The organism is Nocardia sp. NPDC055029 (assembly GCF_053608525.1).
The window spans coordinates 71,274-86,208 of record NZ_JBSGVQ010000028.1 but is presented as its reverse complement, the minus strand read 5'-3'; the positions used below and the strand labels follow the sequence as shown (position 1 = coordinate 86,208).

15 protein-coding genes are annotated in these 14,935 nt (G+C 66.2%); 14 read left to right on the top strand and 1 reads right to left on the bottom strand.

Going from position 1 to position 14,935, the window contains the following annotated elements; translation table 11 throughout:
• Positions 1 to 40 precede the first annotated feature (40 nt).
• From ACWF9G_RS23070 to ACWF9G_RS23035, 8 genes are all read left to right on the top strand, one after another.
• Positions 41 to 220: a hypothetical protein gene (locus ACWF9G_RS23070; RefSeq protein WP_452517808.1), complete on the top strand. Its 180-nt coding sequence runs from the start codon at positions 41 to 43 to the stop codon at positions 218 to 220.
• A gap of 108 nt (positions 221 to 328) precedes the next feature.
• Positions 329 to 1,189, top strand: a complete 861-nt coding sequence (locus ACWF9G_RS23065; RefSeq protein WP_452517807.1) for a hypothetical protein — start codon at positions 329 to 331, stop codon at positions 1,187 to 1,189.
• Positions 1,190 to 1,192: 3 nt separating this feature from the next.
• On the top strand, positions 1,193 to 1,378 hold the full coding sequence (locus ACWF9G_RS23060; RefSeq protein WP_452517806.1) for a hypothetical protein: 186 nt from the start codon (positions 1,193 to 1,195) through the stop codon (positions 1,376 to 1,378).
• A gap of 7 nt (positions 1,379 to 1,385) precedes the next feature.
• A complete protein-coding gene (locus tag ACWF9G_RS23055) occupies positions 1,386 to 1,538 on the top strand; it encodes a hypothetical protein (protein ID WP_452517804.1) in 153 nt (50 codons plus the stop codon).
• 523 nt (positions 1,539 to 2,061) lie between these two features.
• Positions 2,062 to 3,492 carry a coproporphyrinogen-III oxidase family protein gene (locus tag ACWF9G_RS23050; RefSeq protein WP_452517803.1) on the top strand — a complete coding sequence of 477 codons (1,431 nt, stop codon included), beginning with the start codon at positions 2,062 to 2,064 and terminating at the stop codon, positions 3,490 to 3,492.
• Entirely contained in the window at positions 3,489 to 4,631 is a 1,143-nt protein-coding gene (locus tag ACWF9G_RS23045) for a pyridoxal phosphate-dependent aminotransferase (protein ID WP_452517801.1), read from the top strand. Before ACWF9G_RS23050 ends, ACWF9G_RS23045 begins: the two co-directional genes overlap by 4 nt.
• Positions 4,631 to 5,680, top strand: coding sequence for a hypothetical protein (locus tag ACWF9G_RS23040; protein WP_452517800.1), 1,050 nt, complete (start codon positions 4,631 to 4,633; stop codon positions 5,678 to 5,680). Before ACWF9G_RS23045 ends, ACWF9G_RS23040 begins: the two co-directional genes overlap by 1 nt.
• A complete protein-coding gene (locus ACWF9G_RS23035; RefSeq protein WP_452517798.1) occupies positions 5,677 to 6,717 on the top strand; it encodes a pyridoxal phosphate-dependent aminotransferase in 1,041 nt (346 codons plus the stop codon). The genes ACWF9G_RS23040 and ACWF9G_RS23035 overlap by 4 nt, the downstream gene beginning before the upstream one ends.
• A gap of 17 nt (positions 6,718 to 6,734) precedes the next feature.
• On the opposite strand, the gene ACWF9G_RS23030 is transcribed toward ACWF9G_RS23035, so the two are convergent.
• A complete protein-coding gene (locus ACWF9G_RS23030; protein ID WP_452517796.1) occupies positions 6,735 to 7,436 on the bottom strand; it encodes a DNA alkylation repair protein in 702 nt (233 codons plus the stop codon).
• Between the two features lie 47 nt (positions 7,437 to 7,483).
• On the opposite strand from ACWF9G_RS23030, the gene ACWF9G_RS23025 reads away from it, so the two are divergent.
• From ACWF9G_RS23025 to ACWF9G_RS23000, 6 genes are all read left to right on the top strand, one after another.
• Entirely contained in the window at positions 7,484 to 8,782 is a 1,299-nt protein-coding gene (locus ACWF9G_RS23025; RefSeq protein WP_452517795.1) for a hypothetical protein, read from the top strand.
• A gap of 10 nt (positions 8,783 to 8,792) precedes the next feature.
• Complete coding sequence (locus ACWF9G_RS23020; protein ID WP_452517793.1) at positions 8,793 to 9,194, top strand: VOC family protein; 402 nt, start codon at positions 8,793 to 8,795, stop codon at positions 9,192 to 9,194.
• Positions 9,195 to 9,232: 38 nt separating this feature from the next.
• Entirely contained in the window at positions 9,233 to 10,438 is a 1,206-nt protein-coding gene (locus ACWF9G_RS23015) for a cation:proton antiporter (RefSeq protein ID WP_452517792.1), read from the top strand.
• Between the two features lie 395 nt (positions 10,439 to 10,833).
• Positions 10,834 to 12,462, top strand: a complete 1,629-nt coding sequence (locus tag ACWF9G_RS23010) for a ParB/RepB/Spo0J family partition protein (RefSeq protein ID WP_452517790.1) — start codon at positions 10,834 to 10,836, stop codon at positions 12,460 to 12,462.
• A 160-nt stretch (positions 12,463 to 12,622) separates the two neighbouring features.
• Complete coding sequence (locus ACWF9G_RS23005; RefSeq protein WP_452517788.1) at positions 12,623 to 13,579, top strand: ParA family protein; 957 nt, start codon at positions 12,623 to 12,625, stop codon at positions 13,577 to 13,579.
• Between the two features lie 259 nt (positions 13,580 to 13,838).
• Positions 13,839 to 14,906, top strand: a complete 1,068-nt coding sequence (locus ACWF9G_RS23000) for a hypothetical protein (protein WP_452517786.1) — start codon at positions 13,839 to 13,841, stop codon at positions 14,904 to 14,906.
• Positions 14,907 to 14,935: the final 29 nt, after the last annotated feature.

Here is a 14,935-nt window from a genome sequence, read left to right as displayed (position 1 = left end):
GCACCTCGAAAGGACCATGCCGGCGAGCGAGGAGGCCCAGATGCGACAGGTCGACACCGCGCGCGACAAGCAGGTTCACCCCGACTGCGCGACAGAGCCCCCGAGCTTCACCTCCAAGCGGGACGTCGCCGCCGTCCAGCGGCTACACGCCTCGCATGGGCCCGACTGCCTCCCGTACTGGGCCGCGTTTGCCTACGACTCCGCCGAGGTCGACGACTGATGCGGCGACGGGCTGGAAGGACCACACGATGATCGTCAATGCATCGTCCACGCTGACCGGCGAACCCGAATCGCCACCGCCGCCGCAGAGTCCGCGATCGGAGCGACGATGATCGCGATCGGATATCTCCGGCTCGCCCTGGTCGGCGAGAGCGAGGTGGGCAGGGTCGAGCATCGGCTTGGACAGTGCGCTGATCGCGCCGGACTGCACATGCACGAGGTGCTGCATGAACCCGCCCCGCCGCGCAATCCCCTCTTGGCCACGATGGAGGCAATCGACCATCGTCACGGCACGCAGCTCATCGCCACGCTGACCGACTTCGCCGCCCGCGACGCGATCGACCTCCGCCCAGTACTCGGCGGGCAGGCCAGCTACCGAGTGCTCTGGGCGGCAGTCGAAAAGCTGCAGGAGGGACGTGGCGGCCACCTCATCGTGCCGAGTCTGTCCCATCTCGACGGGTTCGTGGTGCCGCGTCCGACGCTACTTCGCCGGATCTCGGACCTGCAGCCGATCGTCAGCCTGATGGACGCCAGCTCGGTCGACCACATCGTCGTCGACGCCGAGGAGGTCGTGGTCGAGTTCGAGGTGCCACCAGCTCCGCTCGCCGAGGAGATCGCGCGCGCCACCACCCGCAGCGGACTCACCCGCGCTGAGCTCCCCCACATGGTCGAGCCGCTCGATGTGCTGATGCGAGAGCTCGTGGGTCCGGCTACCGAGCCCGATCACCTCGCCAGCCAGGGGCACCTGCTCACCATCCGCATCGAGCGCGATCCGACGGTGGCGGCACTCGTGGTGACATGCCTGGATACCCGGGGGGCCATGGCGCGAACGCCACCCCACCCAGAGCTCGTCAAGGCCTGCGCGAGGGTGGTTCGAACACCTTGGGGCAGTGGGACATCCACGCGTTGCGAACTTCCACTACCCGCCCTGCACCGGAATGGGCGCGCCGACGCGGTGGCGGGAGTGTGAGCCGTGCAGGTGCATCTCGTCGTCGCGTTTCCGATCGGGCTGGTCCTGGACTTCCGCGCCGAGCCCGCTGTCGCCGCGACCTACGCCGCCGACATGAAGCGCCGCTACGGCGACGTCCAGGTCACCATCGACCGGGCGGTGACGGCGACCATGCGCCTGCTGCCGTGCCACCAGCTATTCGAAGCGTGAGCATCAAATGTCTTCTCCCGACACCCATCACCTGCCACACCGCGACCCGCAGCCTATCCCGGCGCCGGTCTCCGGCCGCGCGGTCCCGATCCAGACCGATCCGGCACTCATCCGCGCCGTGCTCGACGGACTACGAGATCCCACCGCCGATCAGATTTGACCGAAGATTGGAGGTCCATCCTTCACCGGAAATTCAGTGGAAGGAATCTCGGCTGGAACTTTTGAATTGAAGAACGTTGGGGTACTTCGATCCTACGAGCCGTAGTCAGGCGATCCTTCATTTGTCGCCTCGCTACGAGCATGCGTTTGATCGCTCATTCGAGTGAACCCCAATATATCTACCGACCGGTTCGAAAGCGCTCACGAACCGGGATTTGCCATGCTCAGACGCTGTTTCGAAATATCAAGTGCCGCAACGTATTTCGCTTCCAAACTGGTTCCGGTGCGGCGTCTCTTGTGTCACTATCAATGGCGTCCGAATACCGATCGCGAGCAGTGCGGAAGGAGGTGATCTTGATGTCCGAATGGGTCGCCGGTGGCGCGTAGACAACTGGTCGACGATGTCGACTGAATTCGAGATCCTGTCGGCGCCCGCTGTCTACAGCAGGGCGCCGACAGGTCCCGTCGACCAATGTCCCGATCCTCAATCACTATTTCGTTCCCGACACTAATTCGAGGTTTTGATGCTTCCGTTCGAGTCCTTCTCCTACCCGTTCTTCGACCAGAGCACCGCCGCGGATCATCTGGCCCTGGTGTCGGCGTTCCTCTCGACACCTGACGCTCCGATCCCCGGCGACCACACCCCCGGTCACCGTGCGCTGTACGTCCACATCCCGTTCTGCGACACCATCTGCACGTTCTGCCCGTTCGCCAAATCGGTGGGAACACCGGAACGGGTGACCGCCTACCTGCAGGCGCTGCACGTCGAACTGCGCACCCTCGGCGCCACGCCCCGCATGCGCGGCTGGGAGATCGACAGCATCTACATCGGCGGCGGCACGCCGTCGGTGCTCACGACCGAGCAGATCGCCGCGCTGATGGGCGAGATCCGCGCGAACTTCCAGATCACCGCCGACGCGGAGATCTCGTTCGAGTTCGAGGTCAAGTCCGTCGACGAGGACAAGTTCGCGGCGCTGGCCGAACTCGGCATCACCCGAGTCTCCTTCGGGGTGCAGTCCTTCGACCCGACGATCCGGGACATGGTCAACATCACCGCGACGGTGAAACAGGTCTACGACGCGATCGGTTGGGCCGGAAAGTACTTCACGAACACCAACCTCGACATGATGACCGGCTTCCCGGGCCAGGATCGCGACCACGCACACCGCGATGCGCGTCTGGCGGCGGAGTCCGGGATCGCGTCGGTGTCGATCTACCCGGTCGACTACGTGATGACCCTGCCGGGCTGGCAGGACCGGATCCGTTCCGGCGATCTGCCCCAGCCCGCGGCGCTGGATGAGCGGTCGAGAATGTTCCATGTCGCCCGCACGGCGTTGGGCGAGTCGATGGCCGTGCAGAACATGTACTGCTACGGGCCTCCCGAAGCACCCGCGACCCGCTACATGTTCTCCACCCTCTACGGCGGCTACCGCGACGAAGCGGTCGGCGTCGGCTCGGGCGCCTACAGCTTCATTCGCGGGCTGGCCTGGATGAACGAGGCCAGCGAACGCGAGTACGTGAAGACCGTCGGCGCCGGGACGCTGCCGGTGATCCAGTCCTCGCCCGGCCATGCCTACGAGAAGGGCCTCGTCTTCTTCCCCAAGCGGATGACCTTCGACATGCGTGATCTGCCGATCCTCGGACTCGAGGAGGTCTACCGCGACCGCATCGACTCCATCGTCACAGCCGGGCACGCCGAGATCGACGGCGATCTCCTGCGGCTGACCGCACCCGGCGAGCTGGTCTACTCCGAGCTGATGGCGCACTTCTTCTCCGACCCCCAGCAGCGGATCTACCAGCGCATGGTCAACCGACTCTCCAACCAGGTCGGCGTCATCGACGAACTCGAGTGGAAAGCCGGCGCCGATCGCGTCGCTGCGATGGGCGCGGCCAACGCCCTGCCCGGCGCCTCGAGCCGCCGCAAGCGGCTGCCGCTGGTCGGGTCACCACGGTGAGCGACGACCCGTTCTTCGCCCGTCTCCTGGACGCACTCACCGGCCCGGGAGCCGGGTACTCACGTACCGGCGCACCGACGGCGGCCACGCTCGACCTCGGTGTCGGCGAGGCCCGCTATCCGATGCCGCCAGCCCTGCGCAGCGCCCTCGGCCAGACCACCGCCGAAATCGACGAGCTGTGGTACTCGGACCCGCGCGGCGAGTCCGACCTGCGACAGGCCTGGCTGGCTCAGCTGCACCCGGGCGGGCCCGCCGACCCTGCCACCGTCCTGGTGACCGCGGGCGGAAAGGAAGCCGCCGGGCTGGCACTGCGCTACGCGCTGTATCGGCAGGACGGCGGCCCGGTCCTGGTTCCCTCGCCCGGCTGGGAGCCCTACCGGTTCTGGAGCGAGGCGGCCGGGGCGCGCGTGCTGACCTACGACCCGATAGCCGTTGCCGCCGACCCGGACCTATTGCGCCGGTTGATCATCGGCTGCGACCCGACGCCTCGCGTGCTGGTCGTGAACTACCCGCACAACCCCACCGGAGTCGGCGTGGACCAGGCGGTGATGGACGTATTCGTCGAGATCGCCGCGACCTTCGGCATCTGGCTCGTCTCCGACGAGGTGTACCGGGTCTTCGGCGACGCCTCGGTCACGGCGGCTCGCAGCCCCGCGCGAGATCCGAGCCGTCACATCGTTGTCGACTCGGTGTCCAAGGCGCTCGCCGTGGCGGGCCTGCGCGTCGGGTTCCTGCACGCCGACCGCACGGTCGTCGACGCGCTGACCGCCTATCGCGGCGCGTATGCCTCGTGCACCAGCGTGCTGACCCAGCGAACCGCCGCCGAGCTGCTGACCAATCCCGCCGCGCACGCATGGCTGACCGATGTCCGTGCGGCCGTCGCCGCCGGGCGTACCGCGACCGCCGACGCACTGACCGACGCCGGAATCGAGGTCGTGTCCCACGGTGGGCTCTACCTGTGGTGCCTGATCCCTGATGCGGTAGCGCTGCGCGCGCCGAGCAGGTCGTCCGATGGTGCACGGCTGACGGCGGGCGCCGGTTTCGGGGACGCACAACACTTTCGGGTGTGCACCGCCCGCGCCGATCTCGATCCCCTCGCTGCGGCGGCCGCCGTGGTCGAGACGATGCGGAGTCGCTGATGTTCGACCACTTCGCTCCGCCTCCGGTCCCGGCGCCCGAGCCGCTGGCGATGCTGCTGGATGTGACCTTGCGCGACGGCGGCTTCGAGGTCGACTTCCACTGGCCCGACAACCACTTCGAGATGGTCGCCGCAACGGGCCACGCCACGGGTGTCGACGTCGTCGAGCTCGGCTACATCGGTGGTGTCCCGCTCGAACACAGCGTCAGCCGCGCCGGCGTCGGCGCCTTCCTGACCCCCGACCACATCAGCGCCGCCCATCGCGACGGGCTCGATCTGGCTGCGATGATCCACCCCAGCGCGCTGCACACGGACCTCGATCTGCGCCCGTACGTGGCGGCTGGGCTCACCGTGGTCCGGCTGGTCTATCACCCCCGGTGGGCTGCCGAGATCACCGCGCTCGCCGCCCATGCCCGGCAGTTGCACCTCGAGGTCGCGGTGAACATCGCGCTGGCCTCGCGCTACACCACCACCGAGATCGTCGACCACGCCACCACCATCGCCGAAGACATCGCGCCCGACATCGTCTACATCGCCGACACCTGCAGCGCGATGATGCCCGGCCAGGTCCACGACCTCGTGCAACGGATGCGCGCCGCCGTCGACATCGAGATCGGATTCCACGGACACGACTTCCTGGGACTGGCCTACGCCAACGCCCTGGCCGCCGTCGACGCCGGAGCGACCTACCTGGACTGCTCACTGCTGGGGCTCGGGCGCGGTGGCGGCAACCTGATCGCGGAGCCGCTCCTGCTGCGCCACCGGCTCCCCGATGCCGACCCGATCGCGGCGGCGCAGCTGCTGGAGTGCCGATCCCAGCTCGCGGCGACCACCGGGCACCGCGCTGGATCGCTGGTGGCCGCGGTGTGCGCCACCTTGAACCTCACCCCAGTCGAGGAACAGGCCCTCCGGGAGTTCGCTGCGGTCGAGCCGGTCGACATCGAGACCGCTGCCCTGTGGCTGCTCACCCAAGCCTCGCAGGTGCCCACCCTTCGCCCGGCCGACCTGCGCGCCCACTGGCGCCGACACGCACCGGCGGTACGTCGATGAGCCCCCCGGCAGTAATCAGTGGCCGCGCGAGCAATGTGATCGCCTACAGCTACAACGACTTCCCCGTCACGATGGGCCAGCTCGATCTACGCGGCGACAACTCACCGCCGTTGTCGGCAGAGTTCGCCCGCCCGATCGCACTGCCCACCGCGGCCGTCGCGTCCTACGGCGATATCCGTGGCGAGATCCGCCTGCGAACGGTGCTGGCGGACCTGTTCGGCGTCGACCGTGATCAGGTTCTGGTCACCGGCGGCGGCTCAGAGGCTCTGCTGCTCGCACTGACCTGCACCACCGATCACGGGCACGTCGTCCGGATCCCGCGCCCGGCCTTCCCCGGATTCGAACAGCTGGCGCGGCTGCTCGGGCTGCGCGTGCTGCCCTACGCCGTGCCCGGCGCGCTCCCCCGGCGCGGCACCATGCCCGTCCTGGTGTGCACACCACACAATCCGACCGGGCTGGTCGCCGAGCCTGACGCCGTCGGCGGCAGCGGCGGATGGGCGATCTGGGATCTGTCGCACATGACGACCGCTGGCACCCGGATCGCCGAGTTCACGGCGGAATTCAGCGAGCAGGACATCGCGGTGTTCAGCCTGTCCAAGCTGCTGAGGCTTCCCGGCGCTCGGGTCGGGTGCCTCATCGCCCGCGACCCCGCTCTGCTCGCGGCCGCGGTGCGCACCAAGACACACCTGTCGATGTCGACGAGCTGTCTGGCTCAGGATCTCGCCTTGCGAGTCCTTCAGGACCCTGTCGCTACCGCCGAGTTATCCACGCGCACTGTGAGATTCAGTACGCACCGTTCGCTGATACTCTCCGCGATCGACGCAGCACAAGCGCTCACCGCAGTCCCCGCGTCCGAAGGCACTCACGTCTTCGTCGAAGCCGTCGACGGGGCCGACGCCTGGCGTCGCCTCACCGATGCCGGTGTCGTCGGTGTACCCGGTCAAATTTTCAACGGGCCAACACGCAGTGTCCGGCTGTGCATCGCCCAGCCTGACGATGTCGTTGCCGCAGCAGCGGATCGGGTGCGGACACTGTGACCATCCAGTGCGTGCGTTCAGACCAGCGCAGCGTCGAGAATCCGGACCAACGGCTTCGGCTCCGCATCGGGAACGAGCTCACGGAACTCGGCGGCCGCGGCGGCGCCGCGCGCCTTGATCACTTCCTTGATCAGCCAGACGCTGGCCTTGCGCACAGCGGGGTCCTTCTCTCGCAGAAGCTCGCTCAACCCCGGCACATCGACAGGCGAGAGCCCCTCCTTCACAGGCCGGATCAGCGACACGACGTAGAGGCGACGCTGCCACACCGACGCAGACCCGGCCAGCGCGGTGAGGTCGTGCAGCAGCGAAGGATTCGCGACCAGCGACATCCCGACGACACCGCCGAGCTCGTCGACCGAGAGCCAGTTGTCCAGCAGCAGCGCCCATCGCGTGACCATCGAAGCGGGCATCCACTGTTTGGTCAGCCGCAGCATCATCGACCCGGCCAGCTCCGCTTCGTGGACACGGCCGTGCCACAGCGCATCGGCGGCGCCGAACACCACCGCAGCATCGTCCTCGCTCCGGCCGGTGATGGAGCCGGACTTGAGCCCGGCCTTCACTGCGTCGCGCAGCAACGGGATACGCACACCGAGAACGGGTTTGCCGGGGCTGCGTGCAGCAACCGTACCCGCGACGTAGTCGGGATCGGCGTGCTCATCCAGCCCCCGCTCGACATCGGTCACCAGCGACGAGATCCGCTCTGCGATCACTGCGTCCATCCCTCGACCATACGTCCCAGCACCGACAACAATCGGCAGGAGCGACCATGACGGCCACCGCCCTCGACATGACCGGACCGCGGCCAGGCGCCGCGAGCGCGGTCTATGCCATCTACGGCTCGCTCGACCCGCGCGCGCTCACCCTGCCCGCCGCCCGCGAGTCGGGCACGATCTACCGGCAGATCCCTACCGACATCCTGATGGCCCTCGACACCGGCAGCACCGCGCTCCGCGAAGCCGCACTCGCCCAGCTGGAGCGTGAACACGGTCCAGGCATGATCGGCGCCGTCGGATTCGACGACTGGTGGAACACCGCGCTGACCGCGCTGAACCCGAACTGGGCGTTGGCCGGCGCTCGCCGACTGGTCACCGACAAGGCCCGCCTGTACACCGCGCTGCGTGACCACAACGTCGCCGTGGCGCCGTACTACACCGGCGCCCTGTCGACGAGACTGATCCGCACCGCGCTGGACAACCTGGGCCCGCGTCCGATCCTCAAGCCCGCGACCGGCGCCGGATCGCGCGGGGTCTACCGCTACCGCGACGAGCTGACGATCGACGACAACCTCGCCCTCTACCAGCAAATCCTGCGCGCGGGACACATCGACACCGCCACCCCGATCATCGCCGCGCAGTACCTCGGCGACCAGGACACAGCGGTCGAGATCAGCGTCGACGCGACGATCTGCGACAGCCGGATCACCCACGCCGTCGTCCACGAGAAGTGCACCGCCACAACGACACACCCGTTCGTCGACAACGTCATGATCTCCCCACCAACCGATCCACGCATCGTCGACGAACTGCCACGGCTACCACAGGTCCTGACCGGCGTCCTGGCCACGCTCGGACTCACCGACGCCGCGCTGCATCTCGAACTGCGCCTGCATCTGCGCCGCTGGCACGTTCTCGACATCGGGATCCGGCCCGGCTCCGGACTGGTGGCCCACGCAGCACTCGCCCACACCGGGGTGGACCCGCGCATGGTCCACCTGGCCGCGAGCATCGGCCGCCCCCTGCACCCCGGCGCGGTGGCCACCGCACACGGCACACACACCGCGACATGCATCGCGTGCTGCTACGTCGCGCCAGGGCGACGACACGAGATCACCCTGCTCCGACACAGCGAACTCGCCGACGAACTCTTCGGAGCCGACGACATCCTCGGTTGGCACCTCAACGTCGCCGAAACCGAGGACGATATCTATCAACCCGACGCCGGGATCTCCGTCGGCATCGGCGCGCCAGACATGCCGACCGCCCTGTCGCGGCTACGGTCGCTCGTCGAGCCGCTGGACTTCACCACCCAGACCAGCGCTACCACCGATTCGGTTGCCGCCCAATGAAAGGACTGCTGTGCTCACCCTGCACCACCTCTCCGTCACCACCGCAGACATGGACAAGGCCGCCCCGTTCTACGACGCGGTCCTGGGAACCCTGGGCTACCGTCGCGGTCACACCTCCGAGAACCTGTGCACCTGGGTCGGCCAGGCTCCCGAAATCCTGGTCTGGATCGTCGAAGGTGAGGACACCAGCCCACACACCCACGGCCGACCAGGCTGGCAGCACGCCTCCTACGAGGTCGACGACGCCGCGACCGTCGATGCCGTCCACACGGCCGTCGTCGAGGGCGGATGGACCGTCGTCCACGCCCCTCGCGAATACCCCGACTACGCCGCGGGCTACTACGCCGTATTCGTGGAAGACCCCGACGGGATCCGCTGGGAAGTCGCCCACATCCCCAACTCGACACACTGACCCTCGCCCGGCTCCCTCCCGTGTGAACGGAGCCGATCGTGCCCAGTAGCACCCTCACCATGATTTTCGTCGACCTCGTCGTCATCATGGTGGCCGCGAAAGCTCTCGGATGGCTGGCCGACAAGCTCGGCCAGCCTCCGGTCATCGGCGAGATCGCCGCCGGAATCCTGGCCGGGCCAACGATCCTCGGCAGCGATCTTTCGCAGGCGCTGTTCCCGCCCGATGCGCGACCGACGTTGAGCGTGCTCGCCAATGTCGGGGTCGCCGCGTTCATGTTCATCGCCGGACTCGAACTCGAGCGAGGAATCATCACCAGCCGGCGCGCAGCGATCCCGGTGATCTCACTTGCCGCTTACGCTGTTCCGTTCGCTGCCGGATGCGTCGTCGCGCTGGTCGCGCTCCCCCGCCACAACACTGGACTGCCGTTCGCGCTGTTCGTCGGCGCTTGCCTGGCAGTTACCGCCTTCCCCGTGCTGGTGCGAATCCTGCACGATCGCAACCTGATCCGGACCAGCATCGGGCAGCTCAGCTTGGCGTGCGCGGCCATGGTGGACCTGCTGGCGTGGGTGGCGTTGGCCATCGTCCTCGCCATCGTCGCCCCAACAGACACCCTGTGGCGATGGGGCTTGCTGGCACCGATAGCGGTGCTCGTCTGGTGGGGAGTACGCCCACTGCTGTCGCGACTGGCCGACGCGGGCACCGAACAGACAGTGATCCTGCTCGGGCTCGGTGCCGCACTGCTGCTCGGCGCGATGACCGAGTGGATCGGCCTGCACGTCATATTCGGCGCGTTCACCTGCGGCCTCATTTTCCCTCGGCGCCACCGCCATACGGCCGAAACCGGTGCGCGCGTCGTGAGTGCGCTACTGCTCCCCGCCTTCTTCGTGATCGCCGGACTTGCCGTCGACCTCGGCAGTGTGGATGCCACCGGCGTCGGCGAGCTCGCCGTCATCGTGGGCGCCGCGGTTGCCGCCAAGCTCGGAAGCGGCGTATTGGCGGGGAGGCTCGTCGGTCTCGACAGCCGGTCAGCTGCCGCTGTCGCCGTCCTGCTCAACACGCGCGGCCTCACCGAACTAGTGATCCTGCATGTCGGGCTCACGGTCGGGCTTCTCAGCACAGGCCTGTACTCACTGCTGGTGGTAATGGCGCTGGTGACCACAGCGATGACGACGCCACTGCTTGGCGCTCTAGCGACGGTGGTCAGCAGCAGCTCGGTACCTGTGACAGCAGCCGAGCACCGTTGAGGCCAATTCGCCGATCGCGGGTGACACTCGAATGAGGGGGTGATTCATGGTGAATCACCCCCTACGCTCCGCTCTTGGCGGCCGCCGTCAAGCCCTCGTGGCAAACCACCCAACCAGCGTGGCTCAGTGTTAGCCTCAGCCTGGCCGCCTGGCTATGCCGGGCCAACCCAGCCACCGATCGGTGGGCGAGCTGGGTCGAACGTCTGATACCCCACGCTCCGCCACCCGATGCGGCCGATCAATCACCACGCGAAAGAGGTCGGTGATTCACCGTGAATCACCGACCTAGCGGTTCCCCGACACGAGATGCGGTGTGTCGCTCGGAGAATGGTGCGCAATTTCGTCGCCTCGAGTACTCTGCCAATAACGTGTAAAACATGTATTAGGAGATGGGTGTGCCAGGAAAGAGACTGAGGAAGTCGAACATCGACCGATTCAATGGGCGCCCTGGCGGGACCGGGCTCGACCAACAGAATCAGTTGCACCACAGCCTGTCCGGTAACGGACACGGTCCTGAGGACGCGGCGCCTAACACGACACCACCGAGTGACCTAACGGGCGCGTTCGAGAGCATCGCGACGCTGGCGGCCGCCCAGGGCCTCGCCGTGGTCAGGATCAGCGTTGCGGGGCTCGCGCCCCACCCGATGAACAACCCTGAGCGCTCCCTACCTCAGCCGGGGAACACGAAATGGGATGACCTCGTCGAGTCCGTGAAGGAGAACGGCGTACGCCTCCCCGGCCTCGCCGTCACCAAGGACGCCTTCATCGCGGCCCGGCCCCGCTTTGCCGACAAGTTCGACGATTCGGTTACGCACGTCGCTGTGTACGGACACAGGCGCCGCGCGGCGTCGCTTGAAGCGGCCCAGCCCACGATGCCGATGATCATCGACAACTCCATCTTGGAGAATGGCGGCGATCTCGATGCAATGACCTGGGAGAACTGGGGGCGCGAAGACCTCGATCCTGTTGCGCTCGCTCAGCAATTCGCACTGTACAGCGAGGAATTTGGCCTCGGCCAGCGCGGGATCGCAACCCGGCTGGGGATCAGCCAACCGACTGTCTCGCGGCACCTCGCCCTGATGTTGCTGGTCGACGAAGCTCACGCGATGCTTCGGAAGAAGCGCTTGTCGCTCGTTGCTGCGGCTGATCTGTCGAGCAAATTGCCGTTCGGCCCGCGTCGGCGATGGCAAGACGCCAAGGCCGACGTCGCCCCTGACCCGGACCAGGACACCCCAGAGCGTGCCGCCGATCAGCGGGCAGCTCTGGTGCTCATCGAGTCTGGAAGCACGGTGGAGTTGGCGGCATCGCGAGTTGTCGCCGAGCGGCGCGCGCGGGCGACTGCAGCTTCGCTGGGGATCGAGATCGTAGACCCCGCTGAGAAGTTCGGCGACAGTTCCGAACAGCATCGACTGCCCGCTCTTCCGGAGGATCGCTCGGCGGCGTCGATTGTTGCCGCAGTTGATCCGTACACAGCCAGCCTGGCCTTCTATGCGGAGGAAATCGCGCCACCGCCGAACGGGCCATCGCCTGTCGAGCCTGCCTCCGCTCCGAGCACACGTGAGCCACGCACTGGAGGGGAGGAGGACAACAAGAACTCCAACGACGAGAAGGGGCGAGCCGAGGCGCAGAAGATCCGTCGGCGTGTTGCTGCACAGCTAGCTGTGAAGGGCGCGAGCCGGGAGCGTCTCGGCGCCTGGCTGACTGCTCAGTTCCGCTGGCGTGTGCGCGCTTCGGACAACCCTCGGGCGTGGTCTATGGCCTTCAGGTGGCTGACCGACGCGAGTGCTGTAACGGCCGAGTCCGTTGATAGCTGGCAGAAGGCAGTAGAGGCCGAAGTCGAGCCGAAGGTGTCGCAGAGAGCAATATGGGCGGTCGCGATGGCGGCATCTGAGCTGAGGGCGTCGGACAGGAACCACCGGTGGGATGGAGGAGATGTCGCCTATCTGGAAGTACTGCGCGAGAGTGAGGGTTTCACCCCTACAGAGTGGGAAGCCCAGCAAGTACGCTCTGTGCAGGCTAGCTGACGATGATGCCGTCCCGCTCGTCCGGCGAGGGTGATTCACCGTGAATCACCCGGGCGTGGAGACTTCCGCGCCGTATCGCCGCTCCCTTCGCCCCGTGCCGATCGTGAGGGTGATTCACGGTGAATCACCCTCCGCCGGGATTGCTTTCTAGGAGAATTCCATGCCCACCTACGCGTACATGAACCTCGCCGGGTCAGTCGGCAAAACCTCGACCGTGATCGCGACGGCCTGTGTGCTGGCGAAGCAAGGTCTGTCCGTTGAGATCATCGACTTCGACCTACAGGCGAACATCTCCACCGTGTTCGGATACCCGTACTTCGCAGGCCGCACGATTGTTGACGTCATCCGAGAAAAGGCGACCATCAGCGATGTCGTGCTCCCTGCGCGCATGCATCTGGGTGACGATCCGGAGACGAACGAGCCGGTCTACGAGGAAATTCCGAACATCTCGATCGTGCCGACTGCGCGAGCAGCCCTCAAGCCGCTGGACTTCGAGTTGAAGTCAATGAGCGGGGGTATGAACCGTTTGAGGAAAGCTCTTGTGCAGGACGCTGATCAGCGTGCAGGGACTCAGCCGGACGTCCGGCTGATCGACTGCGGCGGTGTCGAGAACACGCTCAACGAGGTAGCTGCCATCGCGGTGACCGCCGATGACGACGACACACGTCCAGGTGCATACGGGGTGATCACGTGCGCCAAGCCCGCGGGCAAGGAGTTGGAGGGCGTCCCGGATCTCCTGGAGAAGATGGGCACCTGGAGCGAAACCTACAACCGCCCCGTGAGCCTTCTGAGCATCGTTCCCACGATCATCCCCGTCCAAGGTGGAGCGGTAAGCGCCTCGGAAAGGGAATCCCGGCAATATCAGTTCCGAGTCTCAGGCGGCTACCGTCCGATGCTTGAGCGGTTGGAGGATGTCTATGACGACGCGCTCGTCGGAGGCGTGACCCCACCAGTCCGCAGAAACACTCAGGTCGACCACGCCTTCACCGCCCGCACACCGCTCCCATACTTCAAGCCGTCCGCAACGCAGGACATCATGGCCGACTACGAACTGGTCACCGAGTATCAGCAGAAGCGTGGATTGTTCATCCCGCGGCGCCACCTGCGCGCCGCGTGATCGCCCGGCGCGATCCCACGGTCAATGTTCCGAGAGACCTGCACGCACGGGCACGAGCGGCGATCCGAATCGTCCAAGCGTCGGGCAATCGCCGGTACAACATGGCGAGATTCACCGCGGAAGCGTTCGCGCTCCTGCTTCGCCAGATCGAGCAGACGTACAACAACGGCCAAGCCATTCCACCTGATGCCGACCCGCTGGAACGCGGCCGAAAAGCCGAGTGATTCACGGTGAATCACTCCTATCCAGGAGAGCCGAGATGACGGACACCACCACCGTGGAGAAGAAGACGCCGGCCGAGATCATCGAGTTGCAGAGGCGCGTTGAGATCGCAAGGTTGAGAGAGCCACTGGAATCCGACCCTGCGCTCTACAACGGCTTGAACTGGATCGAGAAGTTCCAGGAGGGTCGGACTGCTCGAAGACTGCGGGCGGCCAAGCGGCGTGAGCGGATGAACGCTGCGATGGCCGAGCTCCGCGCTGAGTCCCACAACCGCCGCGCCCGCGTCCGTGCGGCACGCACCGAACAGGAGCTGGCAGCAGTCGCCAGCATTGAGGAACGTCGACTCCGCACGTTTCAGCGAGCAATGTGGACGTCCCGGGTGCTGGTGGGCCTCATCGTCGGTGCGATCGCGTGGTCAGCGGTCACGGTTCAGCGGAACCTGTCCGGCGGGCTGACCCCTCACGATCCCCAGTGGTGGTTGGGATTCTTTATAGAGGCAACGCTGAGCGGGTTCGTCGTCGCGATCATGGTTTTGTCGACGACGGCAGCGACCTGGGGCGTGAAGATCGACAGGCGACAGGTGATTGGATTCGAGGTTGCGCTGGTGACCGCGGCCGTCGCCCTCAATGCCGGACCTCACATCGCCGATCACGATTGGGGCAAGGCTGGCCAGTTCAGCGTGGCCCCGATCATGGTCGGTGCCGGAATGTGGCTCCACGGCTGGATTTCGGCAAGGTATGCCGACCTGCTGGACCATGCAGAGGATATGGTCGCGAATGCTCAACACCTTGCTTCGGACTTTCCGCCACATGGCACTGAAGTCGCACTGGACAGTGCCGAACACATCGACGGCGACGAGTACATCGAAGTCCGAGCGTTGGCCGTGATGATCGTCGAGGACGTGGTCGCCCGTCAGTCACCCATCTGGCAGCAGCCAGATCGGATCGAGCGGATCACCACCACGATCGAACAGATCCTCGACGCAAACGACAGCGGAATGCCTGTCGCTGAGATCGCACGCACCATTGGGATCAACCCGTCAGACATCGAGCAAGTACTCGGCCGCGCTGCGGCAATTCTCAACGACGAGCTAATAGCTGCATAGCTCCACCATCGGCTGGGGGAACCTGGCAA

Coding starts and splice junctions, on each gene's coding strand:
- ACWF9G_RS23025 (WP_452517795.1), top strand. CDS start 7,484: ATGACGGCCACCGCCCTCGACATGACCGGACCGCGGCCAGGCGCCGCG.
- ACWF9G_RS23000 (WP_452517786.1), top strand. CDS start 13,839: ATGACGGACACCACCACCGTGGAGAAGAAGACGCCGGCCGAGATCATC.
- ACWF9G_RS23005 (WP_452517788.1), top strand. CDS start 12,623: ATGCCCACCTACGCGTACATGAACCTCGCCGGGTCAGTCGGCAAAACC.
- ACWF9G_RS23065 (WP_452517807.1), top strand. CDS start 329: ATGATCGCGATCGGATATCTCCGGCTCGCCCTGGTCGGCGAGAGCGAG.
- ACWF9G_RS23055 (WP_452517804.1), top strand. CDS start 1,386: ATGTCTTCTCCCGACACCCATCACCTGCCACACCGCGACCCGCAGCCT.
- ACWF9G_RS23070 (WP_452517808.1), top strand. CDS start 41: ATGCGACAGGTCGACACCGCGCGCGACAAGCAGGTTCACCCCGACTGC.
- ACWF9G_RS23035 (WP_452517798.1), top strand. CDS start 5,677: ATGAGCCCCCCGGCAGTAATCAGTGGCCGCGCGAGCAATGTGATCGCC.
- ACWF9G_RS23030 (WP_452517796.1), bottom strand. CDS start 7,436: ATGGACGCAGTGATCGCAGAGCGGATCTCGTCGCTGGTGACCGATGTC.
- ACWF9G_RS23050 (WP_452517803.1), top strand. CDS start 2,062: ATGCTTCCGTTCGAGTCCTTCTCCTACCCGTTCTTCGACCAGAGCACC.
- ACWF9G_RS23040 (WP_452517800.1), top strand. CDS start 4,631: ATGTTCGACCACTTCGCTCCGCCTCCGGTCCCGGCGCCCGAGCCGCTG.